Raw genomic sequence first — 14,958 nt, 5'->3', positions numbered from 1 at the left:
ATCGATCCGCCGCAGCGGCTGCTGATGGGGCCGGGCCCGGTCAATGCCCATCCCCGAGTGCTGCGCGCGATGTCGGCCGATCTGCTTGGCCAGTTCGACCCCGAGATGACGGCCTATATGAACCAGGTCATGGCGCTCTACCGCCCGATCTTCGGGACGGAGAACCACTGGACCTTCCTGGTCGACGGCACCGCGCGCGCCGCGATCGAGGCGGCGCTGGTCAGCCTGATCGCCCCGGGCGACATTGTGCTGATCGTCAATTTCGGGCGCTTCGGGCTGCTGCTGCGCGAGATCGTCGAACGGATCGGCGGCACGATCGAGACGGTCGACGCGCCCTGGGGCGAGGTGGTGCCGATGGAGGCGATCGCCGCCGCGATCGAACGGACCGGGCCGAAGGTCGTCGCAGCCGTGCACGGCGATACCTCCACGACGATGGCGCAGCCGCTGGCGGGCCTCGGCGCCTTGTGCCGTGCGGCGGGTGCGCTGTCCTATGTCGATGCGACCGCGACGATCGGCGGCATGCCGATCGAGGCGGACGCCTGGGGCGTCGATGTCGTCACCGGCGGCCTGCAGAAATGCCTGGGCGGGCCTTCGGGGTCGGCCCCGATCACCATCTCGGACCGCGCCGCCGAGCACATCGCGTCGCGCCGCCATGTCGAAAAGGGCATCGTCCGCGACGATATCGCCAATGGCTCGGGCGCGCGGATCGGCTCCAATTATTTCGATCTCGCCATGGTCATGGATTATTGGAGCGAGAAGCGCCTCAACCATCATACCGAGGCGACCACGATGCTCTACGGCGCCCGCGAATGCGCGCGGGTGGCGCTGGGCGAGGGGCTCGAGGCGCGGTTCGAGAGGCACCGCCTGGCCGGCGCCTCGGTGGTGGCGGGCGCTCGGGCGATGGGCCTGACGGTGTTCGGCGACGACGCCCATCGTATGGCCAACGTCACCGGCATTGTCGTGCCGGAGGGCGTGGATGGCGAAGCGGTGCGCCGCCGTATGCGCGAGGATTTCGAGATAGAGATCGGTGCGGCCTTCGGGCCGCTCCAGGGGAAGATCTGGCGCATCGGGGCGATGGGCTACAACGCCATGAAGCATAAGGTGGCGCTCACGCTCGGGGCGCTGGAGGCGGTGTTGCGCGCCGAGGGGTTTGCGACGCCGCCGGGTGCTGGGGTCGATGCGGCGCTGGAGGTTTGGCGGTGAGGGCGACACTTTTCTTAAGCCCCTCCCCTTCAGGGGAGGGGTTGGGGGTGGGGCAGTCCGACCAATACAATCGTGATGCTTGGGGAGAGTCCCCCACCCCAACCCCTCCCCTGAAGGGGAGGGGCTTTTGAGCGCGCGCGACCTCATCGGCTACGGCCCCACGCCCCCCAACCCGCGCTGGCCCAACAACGCCCGCGTCGCCGTCCAGATCGTGCTCAATTACGAGGAAGGCGGCGAGAACAGCGTCCTCAACGGCGACAAGGGCTCCGAAGCCTTCCTCTCCGACATGGTCGGCGCGCAGAGCCATCCGGCGCGCGCCATGGCGATGGAAAGCCTCTACGAATATGGTTCGAGAGCCGGCTTCTGGCGGCTCCACCGCCTCTTCACCGAACGCCGGATCCCGATCACCGTGTTCGGCGTCGCATCGGCGTTGGAGATGAACCCCGCGGCGGTCGACGCAATGCTCGAAGCTGATTGGGAAGTCGCAAGCCATGGGCTCAGATGGATCGACTATCAATCCGTCCCCGAAGAGATCGAGCGCGACCACATCGCCAAGGCGATCGACCTCCACGCCCGCCTTACCGGGGTGCGTCCGCTCGGCTGGTACCAGGGCCGCACGTCGCCCAACACCGCCCGGCTGGTCGCCGAGGAGGGCGGCTTCCTCTACGATGCCGACAGCTATGCCGACGACCTGCCCTATTACGACCGCAGGCACGGCAAGGCGCAGCTGATCGTCCCCTATTCGCTCGACGCCAACGACATGAAGATGGTTGCGCTCAACGGCTTCACGGAAGGGGTGCAGTTCTTCCGCTACCTCGTCGACACATATGAGCAGCTACGGGCCGAAGGCGGGCGGATGATGTCGGTCGGCCTGCACGGGCGCATCGCCGGCCGGCCCGGCCGCGCCATCGCGGTGGCGCAGTTCCTCGATCATGTGCTGGAGAGCGGCGATGCCTGGGTCGCGCGCCGCATCGACATCGCGCGCCACTGGCTCGAGCTGCACCCGGCATGATCGTCGACGATCCCCAGGTCCTGGCCGAGGTGGCCGCCGCGTTCCACGATTATGAGCGCGCGCTGATGGCTGACGACATCTCGGCGATGGACCGGCTGTTCGCCGATGCCCCCACCACCATCCGCTACGGCGTCGGCGAAGTGCTGTACGGCGCGGACGAAATCCGGGCATTCCGCAAGGGCCGGGGCGGTTCGCCGCAGCGCCTGCTCGGCCGCGTTGCGATCACCAGCTATGGCGACAGCTTCGCCACCGCCAATGCCGAATTCTTCCGCGAGGGCAGCGAGAGGCGCGGCCGGCAGAGCCAGGCCTGGGTGAAGTTCGCCGATGGCTGGAAGATCGTCTCCGCGCATGTCTCGATCGAGGGGACGACGTCATGATCGACGAGACCGATCCCGACGCGTTCATCCGCCGCTATGGCGGGCTGTTCGAGCACAGCCCCTGGGTGGTGATGCGCGCCGCGGCGCGCCTGCCGCTCGGCGACGTCCATGCCGGGCTGATGGCGGTGGTCCATGAGGCGACTCCCGAGGAGCAGCTCAAGCTGATCCGGGCGCATCCCGAACTGGCCGGCAAGGCGGCGATCGACCGGACGCTCACCGCCGAATCCGCCGCCGAACAGGCCTCGGCCGGGCTCGACCGGCTGACCCCCGAGGAATATGATCGCTTCCACGCCCTCAATACGGCCTATGGCGCGCGCTTCGGCTTCCCCTTCATCATCTGCGTGCGGCTGACCGACAAGGCCGGTATCCTCGCGGCGATGGGGGAACGGCTGGGCAACGACCGCGACACCGAGATCGCGACCGCCATCGCCGAGATCGGCAAGATCGTGCGGCTCCGGCTGAAGGACATGGCATGAACAGTCTTTCCACCCATGTGCTCGACACCATGCATGGCCGGCCCGCCGCCGGCCTGGCCGTGGCGCTGACCGGCCCGCATGGCGAGATTGCGCGGGGTACGACCAATGCCGATGGCCGGTGCCCGGATTTGATGCGCGACGACCTCAAGGCCGGGCGCTACGCGATCCGCTTTTCGGTGGCGGCGTATTTCCGCGGCCTTGGCGTCGCGCTGCCCGACCCGCCCTTCCTCGATGAGGTGGTGGTCGATTTCGGCATCGCGGCTGACGGCGGGCATTATCATGTGCCGCTGCTCGTCTCGCCCTATGGCTATTCCACCTACCGGGGCAGTTGAGACAATGACGATCGATTTCGCCGAATGGCTCAACCTGGCGATCAGATGGCTGCATCTGACGGCGGGCATCGCCTGGATCGGTTCGTCCTTCTACTTCGTGTGGCTCGACAATCATTTGACGCCTCCCGCCAGCGGCGATGCCTCGGGCGAGCTCTGGTCGGTCCATGGCGGCGGCTTCTATCACAACCAGAAATATCAGGTCGCGCCGAGCCAGATGCCCGATCGCCTGCACTGGTTCAAATGGGAGGCCTATTTCACCTGGATCAGCGGCTTCTCGCTGCTGGTGCTGGTCTATTATGTCGGCGCCGGGAGCTATCTGATCGATCCGGCCAAGGCGGCGCTCAGCCCCGCCGAAGCGATCGCCATCGGCCTCGCGGCGCTGGCGGTCGGCTGGCTGTTCTACGACCTGCTGTGCCGCTCGGCGCTGGGCGCGAACAACCGGCTGCTCGGCATCGTCTGGTTCGCCTTTCTGCTGGTCGCGGCCATATTGCTCGACCGGGTGTTCAACGCGCGGGCGGCGTACATGCATATCGGGGCGATGATCGGCACCGCGATGGTGGGCAATGTGTTCTTCGTCATCATCCCCAACCAGCGCAAGGTGGTCGCCGACCTGATCGCCGGGCGCACGCCCGATCCGGCGCTGGGCAAGGCGGCCAAGCAGCGGTCGCTGCACAACAACTACATGACCCTGCCCGTGCTGTTCATCATGATGAGCCATCATTATCCGATGACTTATGGCGCCGAGCGGCCCTGGCTGGTGCTTGCGTTGCTGGGGTTGACCGGCGTGGCTGTCCGTCATGTGTTCAACCTGCGGCATCGCGGACAGGCGACGGGCCCGACCATGGTCCTGGCGGCGTTCCTCGCGCTCGCCAGCGTGACCTATGTCTCGCTGGAGAAGAGCGTGGCGGTGTCGGCGACGACATCCGTTGCGGGCGCTCAGCCGGCGCCGGTCCGAAACCCCGTTTTTGCCGATATCGAGCCGATCCTGGCGAAGCATTGCGTGGCCTGCCACAGCCAGCACCCGACCAATCCGGCCTTCACCGTGCCGCCGCTCGGCGTGGTGATGGATAGCTATGGCCATGTCCGCGCCCTGTCGGCGCGGATCCAGAAGGTCGCGGTCGATGCCGAGGTCATGCCGCTCGGCAATGCCTCCGGCATGACCAAGGCCGAGCGCCAGAAGCTCGGCACCTGGATCGCGGCGGGCGCGCCGCGATGATTCGCTTCGTCCTCGACGGCGCGGTCATGGAAGTCGAAGCCGCAGCCACCGCCAGCGTGCTGGACCTGCTACGCTACACGCTACGCCGCACCGGCACCAAGGAGGGCTGCGCCGAGGGGGATTGCGGCGCGTGCACCGTGCTGCTCGGCGAGCTGAATGGAGATGCCGTGGCGTGGCGCGCGGTCAATGCGTGTATCCTGTTCGTGCCGATGCTCGACGGCAAGGCGCTGCGCACGGTCGAGAGCCTGTCGGCTGACGGCGCGCTTCATCCGGTGCAGCGCGAGATGGTCGACCGGCATGGCTCGCAATGCGGCTTCTGCACGCCGGGCTTCGTCATGTCGCTCTATGGCCGCAGCATCGGCGCGGCCGGAACGTTGGACGAGCCGGTCGCGGACGTCATCGCGGGCAATCTCTGCCGCTGCACCGGCTATGGCCCGATCCTCGATGCGGGCGAAGCGGTGCCACCAGGCGAGGCCGACGATGAAGATGTCGCGGCACTGCTGCGCGCAATCGCGCGCCAGGGTTCGGGCATCGACTGGTTCGCGCCGCGCACCGCCGATGAACTGGCCGCGCTGTTGGTCGCCCATCCCGGCGCGCGGATCGTCGCCGGGGCGACCGATGTCGGGCTATGGGTGACCAAGCAATATCGCGATCTCGGCACGGTGATCTTCATTGGCGACATCGCCGATCTGCGCACGATCGCCGAGGACGGAGACGGCCTGACCCTCGGCGCAGGCGTTCGCTATACCGAAGCGAGGGCGGCGCTGGCCCGGCTTCACCCCGATCTGGGCGAGCTGGTGCGGCGGATCGGCGGGCTGCAGGTGCGCAATTCGGGCACGATCGGCGGCAATATCGCCAACGGTTCTCCGATCGGCGATATGCCGCCGGCGCTGATCGCCCTCGGCGCGACCCTGACTCTCCGCCGCGGCGATATACGGCGGACGATCCCGCTGGAAAGCTTCTTCCTCCGCTACGGCGTGCAGGATCGTGCACCCGACGAGTTCGTCGACAGCGTGCAGATCCCGCATCCCTCGGCCGATACGATCATCCGCATCGCCAAGCTGTCGAAACGCTTCGACAGCGACATCTCGGCGGTGTGCGGCGCCTTCGCCATCACGGTCGAGCAGGGTCGGGTGACCGCCGCCCGCATCGCCTTTGGCGGCATGGCCGGCACCCCCGCGCGCGCCGCCGCCTGCGAGGCTGCCCTGATCGGCCAGCCCTGGTCCGAAACGACGATCGAAGCCGCAGCACAGGCGCTCGCCCGCGACTATATCCCGCTCACCGATGCGCGGGGCTCAAGTGCCTATCGCCTCATCGTCGCGGCCAATCTGCTGCGCCGCCTCTGGGCCGAGCAGTCGGGCGAGATCACCAGCGTGCTGGCCGATGGCTGACGCGGAACGCCTTCCCGGCGCGGTCAACCAGCCGCTGCATCACGACAGCGCCGAGGCGCATGTCGCCGGTCGCGCGCTCTATGTCGACGACATGCCCGAGGCTCCCGGCACCCTGCACCTCGCCTTCGGGCTGGCCGTCGAGGGGCATGGTCGGCTCGTCTCGCTCGATCTCGATGCGGTTCGCGCCGCACCCGGCGTGGTCGCGGTGCTCACCGCCGCCGACATCCCCGGGAAGAACGATGTCAGTCCGGTCGCGGGCGACGACAAGCTCTTCGCCGAGGAGGAGATCCTCTATCCCGGTCAGCCCCTGTTCGTCGTCGCGGCGACCGGCACGGGCGCCGCCCGTCGCGCCGCGCGCCTCGGCAAGGCCGTCATCGAACCGCTTCCTGCCCTCGTCGCCATCGGTCAGGCCCATGCCGCCGGATCGGTGATCGAACCCAGCCAGCGCATGGCGCGCGGCGATGCCGACACCGCGCTCGCCGCCGCGCCGCACCGCCTGTCGGGGCGGCTGGAGATGGGCGGGCAGGAGCATTTCTATCTCGAGGGCCAGGCGGCGCTCGCCACGCCGGGTGAGGGCGGGCAGGTCCATGTCCTCTCCTCCACCCAGCATCCGAGCGAGGTGCAGCACCTGATCGCCAAGGTGCTGGCGCGCAGCCATGCCGATGTCACCGTCGAGGTCCGCCGCATGGGCGGCGCGTTCGGCGGCAAGGAGACCCAGGCCGCCGCCTATGCCGTCGCCTGCGCGCTGGTCGCCGCGACGACCGGCCGCCCGGCGAAGATCCGTGCCGACCGCGACGACGACATGGTCATGACCGGCAAGCGCCATGAGTTCGAGGTCGGCTATGATGTCGGCTTCGACGATGAGGGGCGGATCGAGGGCATTCGCCTGGAACTCGCCTCGCGCTGCGGCGCTACCGCCGATCTGTCGCCGGCGATCAACGACCGGGCGATGTTCCATGCCGATAATTGCTACTGGCTGCCGGCGGTCGAGATCGTCAGCCACCGCTTGAAGACCCACACGGTCTCCAACACCGCCTTTCGCGGGTTCGGCGGGCCGCAGGGCATGATGGCGATCGAGCGGGTGATGGACGCGATCGCCGCCGCGCGCGGGCTCGACCCGCTTGGCGTTCGCCGGATCAACCTCTACGCGCCCGGCCGCGACATCACGCCCTACCACATGAGGGTCGAGGACAATGTCGCACCCGAGCTGATCGCCGAACTGGCGACAGGGACCGACTACCTTGCTCGCCGCGCCGCGGTCGAGGCGTTCAACGCCAGCCACAAGGTGTTGAAGAAAGGCCTTGCCCTTACGCCGGTGAAGTTCGGCATCAGCTTCACCACCACCCATCTCAACCAGGCCGGCGCGCTGGTGCATGTCTATGCCGACGGCTCGATCCATCTGAACCATGGCGGCACCGAGATGGGGCAGGGCCTGATGGTCAAGGTGGCCCAGGTCGTCGCCGATGTCTTCGCGGTACCGGTCGGCCGCGTGCGCATCTCCGCGACCCGCACCGACAAGGTGCCCAACACTTCCGCCACCGCGGCGTCGTCGGGCGCCGACCTCAACGGCATGGCGGCGTTTAACGCGGCGGAGACGATCCGCGCCCGGCTCGCCGGGTTCGCGGCGGGTAAGTTCGGCGGATCGGCGGAGGATGTGCGCTTCACCCGCGACGGCGTCGTCGCGGGTGGCGAGATCGTGCCGTTCGACACGCTTTGCCGGCTGGCGCATCTCGGCCGCATCTCGCTGTCCTCGACCGGCTTCTACGCCACGCCCAACATCGCGTACGACCGGACCGCGCATCGCGGCCGGCCTTTCCTTTATTTCGCCTATGGCGCCGCCCTGTCCGAGGTGGTGATCGATACCCTCACCGGCGAGCACAAGGTGCTGGCGGTCGATATCCTCCACGATGTCGGGCACTCGCTCAATCCGGCGATCGATCTCGGTCAGGTCGAGGGCGGCTTCGTCCAGGGCATGGGGTGGCTGACCACCGAGGAGCTGGTGTACGATGATCGCGGCCGCCTGCTGACTCATGCCCCGTCGACCTACAAGATCCCGACCGCCAGCGACCGGCCCCGCCGCATGGACATCCGGCTATGGGAGCGCGGGCGCAATGCCGAGCCGACCATCCACCGCTCCAAGGCGGTCGGCGAGCCGCCTTTCATGCTGGCGATTTCGGTCTTTTCCGCATTGACCCAGGCGGTCGCGGCGGTCGTTCCCGGCAAGGGCCTGCCCGATCTCGATGCGCCGGCGACGCCCGAACGCATCCTCGCCGCGATCGATCGCCTGCGGGGCCGCGATGGCTGAGTGGGTCGATGCGGCGCGCGCGGCGCTGGCGCAGGGCCCGGTGGCGCTGGTGACGATCCTCGCGACCGAAGGCTCCGCCCCGCGCGGCCCTGGCGCCCGCATGGTGGTGACGGCGGACGGGCTCCACGGCACGATCGGCGGCGGCGCGCTCGAATGGCGCGTGACGGAACAGGCGCGGGCGATCCTGGCGCTGCCGCCGGGAAGCTGGCGGGTGCAGGATTATCCGCTGGGGCCGCTGCTCGGCCAATGTTGTGGCGGGCGGGTCAGGCTGCTGATCGAGCGGCTCGGCCCGGATTGCGGGTGGATGGAGGCCCTCGAAGAAGGAGAGATCGTCACGAGGCTCGAAACCGACGCCATCACCCGTACCCCCTTCCCCGGCGAAGGCCGGGGCCCGGTTACGACCGGCCCGATACTGGGCCCCGGCCTTCGCCGGGGAAGCATTGTGGCTAGAGGTGTGCTTCCCGAAGCCGGAACCGAACTAATCGAACCTATCGAGAATACCGGCTCCCCCCTGATCCTCCTCGGCGCAGGTCATGTCGGCCGTGCCATCGCCGATCGCACGCCGGGCCTCCCGCTCCACCTCGCCTGGTTCGACAGCCGCGAGGAAGCCGCCGACTATCCCGGCGTGATGCAGGCCGAGGAAGCTGCAATGGTCGACTGCGCCCGCACCGCCCCAGCCGATGCGGCGATCCTGATCGTCACCCATGACCACGGCCTCGACTATCGCCTCACCGCGGCCGCGCTTGCAGGCGAAGCGGGTTATGTCGGCCTGATCGGCTCAGCCACCAAGCGCGCCCGTTTCCTTTCGCGCCTCGCCGCGGACGGGGTGGACCCGGCGCGTCTCACCTGCCCGATCGGCCTGCCCGGCGTGACCGGCAAGGAGCCCGCGGTGATCGCCATCGCCGCGCTTGCCCAGATCCTCTCGCTCACCAGGCACGCCGCATGACTGCCCAAGCTTACCGCGCCGAGCTGCTGAGCGTCCCCGAGGACCCGGCGCAAGGTGGCACCATTCGCCACCACGTCGATGGGCTGATAGTGGTGGAGGACGGCATCGTCGTCGCATTCGGCACTCACGCCGATCTCGCGCCGCGTTTCCCTGGCGTGCCGGTCGAACGCCTGTCCGGGCTGGTCGTCCCAGGCTTTGTCGATACGCATATCCATTATCCGCAGACCGACAGCATCGCCGCCTATGGCGGGCAGCTGCTCGAATGGCTCGACCGCCATATATTCCCGGCCGAGGCCGCGTTCGCCGATCGCGGCCATGCCGATGCGGTCGCCGGTTTCTTCCTCGACGAGCTGTTGAGGAACGGCACCACCAGCGCGCTGGTCTTCGCCACCGTCCATGCCCAGTCGGTCGATGCGCTGTTCGAGGCGGCGCTCGGGCGGAACATGCGGATCGTGTCGGGCAAGGTGCTGATGGATCTTGGGCCGCAGACCCTGCGCGACTCGGTCGAGACCGGCCGCGCGGACAGCGAGGCGCTGATCGCGCGGTGGCGCGGGCGCGGGCGGCTCGGTTATGCGGTGACGCCGCGTTTCGCGCTCACCTCCTCGGACGCGCAGCTTGCCGGCGCTGGCGATCTTGTCGCGGCGCATCCCGATGTGCTGATGCACACCCATCTCGCCGAGAATCCGGGCGAGATCGCCGCCGTCGCCGGTCGCTTCCCGACCGCGCAGGACTATCTCCATGTCTATGATCGCTTCGGCCTGGTCGGCCCGCGGTCGGTGTTCGCGCACTGCGTCCATCTGGAGGACCGCGCCCTCGCCCGGATGGGCGCGGCGGGATCGAGCATCGCCTTCTGCCCGACCAGCAATCTGTTCCTCGGCTCGGGCCTGTTCGATCTGGCCGGCGCTGATCGCCACGGCGTGACGGTCGGGGTCGGCACCGATGTCGGCGCGGGAACCAGCTTCTCGCTGCTCGCGACCCTTGGCGAGGCGTACAAGGTGGGGCAGATGCGCGGGGCCGCCCTCGATCCGTTCCGCGCGCTCCATCTCGCCACGGCAGGCGGTGCCCGGGCGCTTGGCCTGGCTGACCGGATCGGCGGGTTGCAGCCCGGCCAGGAGGCCGATTTCGTCCTGCTCGATCCCGCCGCCACCCCCCTGCTCGCGCGGCGCACCGCCGGGGCTAGCCTGGCGGAGAAGCTGTTCGCGCTGCAGATATTGGGCGACGACCGGGCGATCGCCCGTACCTATCTCGCCGGCCGCTGCGCCTGGACGCGGCCCTGATTGCTTGCGCCTGATTATTTCCTTGGGTCGAGCAGTCCCTCGAACAGCCGCACCACCTTGCCGGTGCGGTTCTTCTCGAAATCGCGCGGATGGACGAACTGGTCGGCGAACCAGGGATAGAGGTCCGGATCGAACGCCGTCTTCAGCCAGTCGATCGTCGCCCGCACCGCGGGCGAATGCCGCGCCTCGGCATGGAAATAATACCAGAGGTCGAACCTGAGCGGCAGCGGCACGTCAAGCGGGATCAGATGTTTCGACACCGCCCGGGCATAGGTCGGCAGCGCGGCGATGCCCGCGCCGTTGACCACCGCCCAATAGACCGACAGCGCCGAGTTCGACCGGATCGGCATGAACCCGTCCGGCCAGTCCGACCCGACCAGATATTTGATCAGCCCGGGGTTGAGACCCGGTCCGCTCTGCTCGACGAACTGATGCTCGCGGAACTGGTCGAGCGAGGTCATCGCGCCGTTGCGGCGGATATAGGCCTCGGACGCGAACAGCATGTAATGGATCGTCGCGAGCTTGGCGCGGACGAGGTCGCGCCGGTGCGGCTCGCTGAAGGCGACGCCGACATCGACCACGTCGCTGCGATCGCGCGCGACGTCGTAGTCGAGCTGAAGCGACACGGTGAGATTCGACAGCGCGGGCGACAGTTCGTTGAGGCGCGGCGTCAGCCACAGGCTGCCCAGCCCCTCGGTGCAGCCGATCGTCAGCTCGCCCGGATTGATCAGGACATTGGCCTCGCCCTCGCCCTCGCTCTCTGCGGACAGGGCGGCACCGGCCATCTCGCGCGCGGCGCGGGCAAGCATCAGTCCGATATCGGTGGGCACGACCCCGCTTCTCGACCTACCAAGCAGCTTGGTGCCGATCCGGTCCTCGAGCCGCTCGATTCGGCGGCGCAGAGTATTGAGGGACAGGCGGGAACTGTCTGCCGCAGCGCGAAAACTATGATGTTCGGTGACAAGCAGGAGCGCGCGAAGATCGTCCCAGTCCAGATCCCGGACGAGCGTGCGGACATGCGTGGCGTTCCACCGGGGAACACCATGGTCTGGATTTTGGATCGCGGCCGGTTGCTTGCTCGCCATTACACTCCTGTCCGGGCTTAACCTTAACAGTGGGAGCAGGAAAATGCGAGCAGAGCCGCACAAACGAGATTCCAACAGCTTCGGTAGGCTTCGTTTCTCAGAAAAGGTTGAACGTACTCTTGCGCGGACCGAATCACCGCCCGTTTCGCGGCCCGCCACGGATGCGGAAATCGAGGCCGTTCTCGAAAAGGCGGGACGCCTTTTTCCCATCGCGCCGTTCAGCGCGATCGACCGCATGCGCAAGCGCAATCCTGCCATCGTCCGCGTCATCGAGGGGCTGAGCGACGCCGACGATCCCACCATGATCGCCTATCTGCCCTTGTCCGCCGAGGGCGCGGCACATCTGCTCGCCGGCACCTTGAACGGTCGCGAGCCGAAGCCGGAATGGATCGTCGCCGAGCAGGAGATTCCGACCGCGGTCTATATCTGGATGACCTGGACGCCCGGACGCCTGGCCCGCGCCCTTCCCGGAATGGCACGGATCTTTTCGGAACTGGTGCCGGACGGCTGCCCGCTCTTCTCCCGCGCGGTGACCGATCACGCGGCGCGACTCAACGCCGCGATGGGCTTCGAACCGGCGAATCGGGTCTATCCCGGCGCGCCCGACTGGCTGCTGGTGGTCCTGCCCCAGGCCGAGATGACGCCGGTTCACAAGCAGATGGCAGCGCCGGCGCCTCAGGCGCCGAAGATCGAGGTGCGCCCGGTCCGCTCGTTCGAGGATATGGCGATGATCTTCGCCGTGCGCTCATCGACCTATATCAGCGAACAATTCTGCCTCTATTCCGAAGAGTTCGATGGAAACGATTTCTGCGCGACTCACCTGATCGGCTTCATCGACGGCGATCCGGCCGGCTGCATCCGGATGCGGTATTTCGGCGATTTCGTGAAGGTCGAACGGCTGGCCGTGCGCCGCGAATATCGCCGCAGCCGGCTTGCGTTCAAGCTGGTGCGCGAGGCGCTGGCACTGGCGCGGCACAAGGGCTTCCACCGCTTCTACGGCCATGCCCGGCTCGATCTGGTGCCCTTCTGGGGAATGTTCGGCTTCCGCGAGCTGGCTGACCGCGATCCGTTCAAGTTCGCCGATGTCGAATATCGCGAGATGGAACTTGATGGCGAGGCCGACGAGCACCCGATCGGCATCGGCGACGATCCGATGGTGACGATCCGCCCCGAGGGCGCCTGGGGCGTGCCCGGCCCGCTCGAACTCTCCAACCTGCGGCCGAGCCGCGCGGCCTTTTTCAGCGACATGAAGACGGTCGGCCGGGCGGCCCACTAGCCGGACGGCGAAAAGGGAAGGATTCGGCCGCCTCACCCGATCGGGCGCCGCCGCCGTTCGGGTGCCGGATGCTCGTCGAGGCTGGTGCCGATCCATTGGCGCAGATCCTCGGCGGGCGCTGCCGCGGCGGGGCCGCCCAGGTGCCGCGCCAGCATCGCCTCCATGAAATAGAGATAGGCGCGCCGGGCCATCGGATCGTCGGGCGCATGCGGCTGCTTGCGCGCTACGATGACATCAGCGTCGCGGCCGAGCTGCCTGAGGCGCGCGGCATAGTCGATCACGCTGCGGATCGGCACGCGCTCGTCGCGGCCGGCCGCGATGATCAGCAGCGGTGTGCGCATCGCCGCCACGCGCGCGAAGGGCGATTGCGCGGTCAGCCGCCGGGCGACGGATGGATCGCGCGTGTCGAGATCGAGCAGGCGCAAGGTCGTCCCAAAAGGGATGCCGCCGCTGCTGGCGATGGATCCCCGATCGACCACCTGGCGCGACACCCAGCCGAAATCGGTCGGCGGCACGATCGCGACGCCGACACGGAACAGGTCCGATCCGTTCGACAGCGCCTGGAGGGTCGAATAGCCGCCGAACGAGGCACCCGAGATGCCGACCCGCATCGGATCGCCGATCCCGCGCGCGAGCAGCCAGCGCACGCCTTGCTCGATATCGCGCTGGACCCGGCCGTCACCGAAATCGCCGCTCGGGCTGAGCATATAAGTCCGCCCATAGCCGGTCGATCCGCGGAATTGCGGGCGGAACACCGCATAGCCGCGATTGGCGAGCAACTGGGTCGTGGTGCTGTAATCGGGCTCGTCGTGCGACCATGGCCCGCCATGCACCGCGGCGATCAGCGGCACCTGCGCCAGGTCGCGGCCGGCGGGCACGGTGAGCAGGCCGTGGAGTATCATGCCGTCCGACGCGGGGAAGCTGACCGGAAACGTCGCGGCGAGCGCCGCTTCCGGCACTCGCGGACGCTTGCCCTGATCGTCCAGGACCAGCGTCAGCCGGCCAGTGCGCGGATCGAACAGGTACCAGCGGAAACCCTGCAACCGCGACCCGCGCTCCCGCACCAGCCATTGCCCGGAGGTAGGGGAGATCGTGACGTCGCCGGGCAGGCGCTGCGCCAGCAGCGCCATCGCGCGCCGCATGTCGCCGGTCAGGCCGTAGCTCTCCGGCGCGCCGCCGCGATAGCCGGCGATGACGGGCACGCCCGATCGCGGGTCGATCGCAAGCGAGTCGAGATCGCGCTCGCCCGCCGGATCGCGGTGGAGCACGGTGTGGCGTCCATCCATGTCGATCCGCATCACCGCGCGCAGATCCCCACCCAGGTCGCTGGCGAGATACAGGCCGCGTCCATCGGTCGTGGTGCCGGCCAGGTCGCAGCGTTCGAGCCGGACGCAGCGAGTGAGGACGTGATAGCGGCCGTCGGCGCGGCGGGCCTGGATGACGTGATGATCGCCCTCGACCAGTTTGACGAAGGCGACATGGCCGTCGGGGGCGATCGCAAAATCGACCGGGTCGCGGCGTCCAAAGGCGATCAGGGTGCGTTTGCCGCCCCGCCCGACCCGCCATAGCCGGTAGCCGATCGGATCGCGGCGTCCGTCGATGCGCAGCTCTTCCTTCAGGATCGCGGCGGCGGGCCGCCAGGGGTCGATCCCCGCGAAGCTCAGCCCGGTCGATCCGCCAAGCTGCGCCACCAGTCCCGATCCGAGATCGCCCGATACCGCGATCATCCGCAGCGTGCGGTTCGACACGAGGAACAGCCAGCGCCCGTCATGCGACCAGAAGATGTCGTCCGCATCCGCGCGGCGCAGCAGCGTGCGCGCCGGGCCGCCCGCCGGCTTCAGCCACAGGCTCGTCTCCTCGCCGACCTTGCGCAGCCACGCGACATGGCCGCCATCGGGCGCGATCACCGTCGCGCTGATCACCGGCTCGACCAGAAACGCGTCGCGCGGGATTTGCGCGGGCACCGGCCGCGCGCGTTCGGCGGCGAGCTGAGCCTTGAGATTCCCCGCATTTTCCCTTCCCCGGCGGAGGCCGGGGCCCAGTTGGGGGACAGCTGGGAACT

Annotated in this window: 13 protein-coding genes; 11 read left to right on the top strand and 2 right to left on the bottom strand. The window is 68.3% G+C overall.

Annotation, left to right across the window (positions count from 1 at the left end):
• The first annotated feature begins 24 nt into the window (after positions 1–24).
• The 10 genes from AC1RT8_RS13510 to guaD all read left to right on the top strand — a co-directional run bounded on the left by AC1RT8_RS13510 (position 25) and on the right by guaD (position 10,535).
• Complete coding sequence (locus tag AC1RT8_RS13510; protein WP_493076522.1) at positions 25–1,203, top strand: pyridoxal-phosphate-dependent aminotransferase family protein; 1,179 nt, start codon at positions 25–27, stop codon at positions 1,201–1,203.
• A 127-nt stretch (positions 1,204–1,330) separates the two neighbouring features.
• Positions 1,331–2,215: an allantoinase PuuE gene (puuE, locus tag AC1RT8_RS13505; RefSeq protein WP_493076177.1), complete on the top strand. Its 885-nt coding sequence runs from the start codon at positions 1,331–1,333 to the stop codon at positions 2,213–2,215.
• Positions 2,212–2,592, top strand: a complete 381-nt coding sequence (gene hpxZ / locus AC1RT8_RS13500; RefSeq protein WP_493076176.1) for an oxalurate catabolism protein HpxZ — start codon at positions 2,212–2,214, stop codon at positions 2,590–2,592. The genes puuE and hpxZ overlap by 4 nt, the downstream gene beginning before the upstream one ends.
• Positions 2,589–3,068 carry a 2-oxo-4-hydroxy-4-carboxy-5-ureidoimidazoline decarboxylase gene (gene uraD / locus AC1RT8_RS13495; protein ID WP_493076175.1) on the top strand — a complete coding sequence of 160 codons (480 nt, stop codon included), beginning with the start codon at positions 2,589–2,591 and terminating at the stop codon, positions 3,066–3,068. The genes hpxZ and uraD overlap by 4 nt, the downstream gene beginning before the upstream one ends.
• Entirely contained in the window at positions 3,065–3,400 is a 336-nt protein-coding gene (gene uraH, locus AC1RT8_RS13490; protein WP_493076173.1) for a hydroxyisourate hydrolase, read from the top strand. The genes uraD and uraH overlap by 4 nt, the downstream gene beginning before the upstream one ends.
• 4 nt (positions 3,401–3,404) lie before the next feature.
• On the top strand, positions 3,405–4,616 hold the full coding sequence (locus AC1RT8_RS13485; RefSeq protein WP_493076172.1) for a urate hydroxylase PuuD: 1,212 nt from the start codon (positions 3,405–3,407) through the stop codon (positions 4,614–4,616).
• Complete coding sequence (gene xdhA, locus AC1RT8_RS13480; protein WP_493076171.1) at positions 4,613–6,007, top strand: xanthine dehydrogenase small subunit; 1,395 nt, start codon at positions 4,613–4,615, stop codon at positions 6,005–6,007. Before AC1RT8_RS13485 ends, xdhA begins: the two co-directional genes overlap by 4 nt.
• The gene (gene xdhB, locus AC1RT8_RS13475) at positions 6,000–8,312 is read left to right on the top strand and encodes a xanthine dehydrogenase molybdopterin binding subunit (RefSeq protein ID WP_493076170.1); all 2,313 of its coding nucleotides are present in this window, start codon (positions 6,000–6,002) and stop codon (positions 8,310–8,312) included. Before xdhA ends, xdhB begins: the two co-directional genes overlap by 8 nt.
• Positions 8,305–9,258, top strand: coding sequence for a xanthine dehydrogenase accessory protein XdhC (gene xdhC, locus AC1RT8_RS13470; protein WP_493076169.1), 954 nt, complete (start codon positions 8,305–8,307; stop codon positions 9,256–9,258). The genes xdhB and xdhC overlap by 8 nt, the downstream gene beginning before the upstream one ends.
• The gene (gene guaD, locus AC1RT8_RS13465; protein ID WP_493076168.1) at positions 9,255–10,535 is read left to right on the top strand and encodes a guanine deaminase; all 1,281 of its coding nucleotides are present in this window, start codon (positions 9,255–9,257) and stop codon (positions 10,533–10,535) included. Before xdhC ends, guaD begins: the two co-directional genes overlap by 4 nt.
• Positions 10,536–10,549: 14 nt before the next feature.
• On the opposite strand, the gene AC1RT8_RS13460 is transcribed toward guaD, so the two are convergent.
• Positions 10,550–11,620, bottom strand: a complete 1,071-nt coding sequence (locus AC1RT8_RS13460) for a LysR family transcriptional regulator (protein ID WP_493076167.1) — start codon at positions 11,618–11,620, stop codon at positions 10,550–10,552.
• A 235-nt stretch (positions 11,621–11,855) separates the two neighbouring features.
• On the opposite strand from AC1RT8_RS13460, the gene AC1RT8_RS13455 reads away from it, so the two are divergent.
• Positions 11,856–12,896 (top strand): GNAT family N-acetyltransferase, encoded by a 1,041-nt coding sequence (locus AC1RT8_RS13455; RefSeq protein ID WP_493076166.1) that lies wholly within the window; start codon positions 11,856–11,858, stop codon positions 12,894–12,896.
• A 32-nt stretch (positions 12,897–12,928) separates the two neighbouring features.
• Here AC1RT8_RS13455 and AC1RT8_RS13450 read toward each other — a convergent pair whose 3' ends face one another.
• Positions 12,929–14,860 (bottom strand): S9 family peptidase, encoded by a 1,932-nt coding sequence (locus AC1RT8_RS13450; protein ID WP_493076165.1) that lies wholly within the window; start codon positions 14,858–14,860, stop codon positions 12,929–12,931.
• Between the last annotated feature and the right edge of the window lie 98 nt (positions 14,861–14,958).

The organism is Sphingomonas sp. GW821-FHT10F11 (assembly GCF_058809095.1).
Note: the sequence above shows the minus strand (reverse complement) of the source record. Positions and strands in the feature narration are given on the sequence as shown.

What these genes read in the sequence shown, in the direction of transcription:
- uraH (WP_493076173.1), top strand. Translation starts at nt 3,065, where the DNA reads ATGAACAGTCTTTCCACCCATGTGCTCGACACCATGCATGGCCGGCCC.
- xdhB (WP_493076170.1), top strand. Translation starts at nt 6,000, where the DNA reads ATGGCTGACGCGGAACGCCTTCCCGGCGCGGTCAACCAGCCGCTGCAT.
- AC1RT8_RS13510 (WP_493076522.1), top strand. Translation starts at nt 25, where the DNA reads ATGGGGCCGGGCCCGGTCAATGCCCATCCCCGAGTGCTGCGCGCGATG.
- uraD (WP_493076175.1), top strand. Translation starts at nt 2,589, where the DNA reads ATGATCGACGAGACCGATCCCGACGCGTTCATCCGCCGCTATGGCGGG.
- AC1RT8_RS13455 (WP_493076166.1), top strand. Translation starts at nt 11,856, where the DNA reads ATGCGCAAGCGCAATCCTGCCATCGTCCGCGTCATCGAGGGGCTGAGC.
- xdhC (WP_493076169.1), top strand. Translation starts at nt 8,305, where the DNA reads ATGGCTGAGTGGGTCGATGCGGCGCGCGCGGCGCTGGCGCAGGGCCCG.
- AC1RT8_RS13485 (WP_493076172.1), top strand. Translation starts at nt 3,405, where the DNA reads ATGACGATCGATTTCGCCGAATGGCTCAACCTGGCGATCAGATGGCTG.
- xdhA (WP_493076171.1), top strand. Translation starts at nt 4,613, where the DNA reads ATGATTCGCTTCGTCCTCGACGGCGCGGTCATGGAAGTCGAAGCCGCA.
- AC1RT8_RS13460 (WP_493076167.1), bottom strand. Translation starts at nt 11,620, where the DNA reads ATGGCGAGCAAGCAACCGGCCGCGATCCAAAATCCAGACCATGGTGTT.
- hpxZ (WP_493076176.1), top strand. Translation starts at nt 2,212, where the DNA reads ATGATCGTCGACGATCCCCAGGTCCTGGCCGAGGTGGCCGCCGCGTTC.
- guaD (WP_493076168.1), top strand. Translation starts at nt 9,255, where the DNA reads ATGACTGCCCAAGCTTACCGCGCCGAGCTGCTGAGCGTCCCCGAGGAC.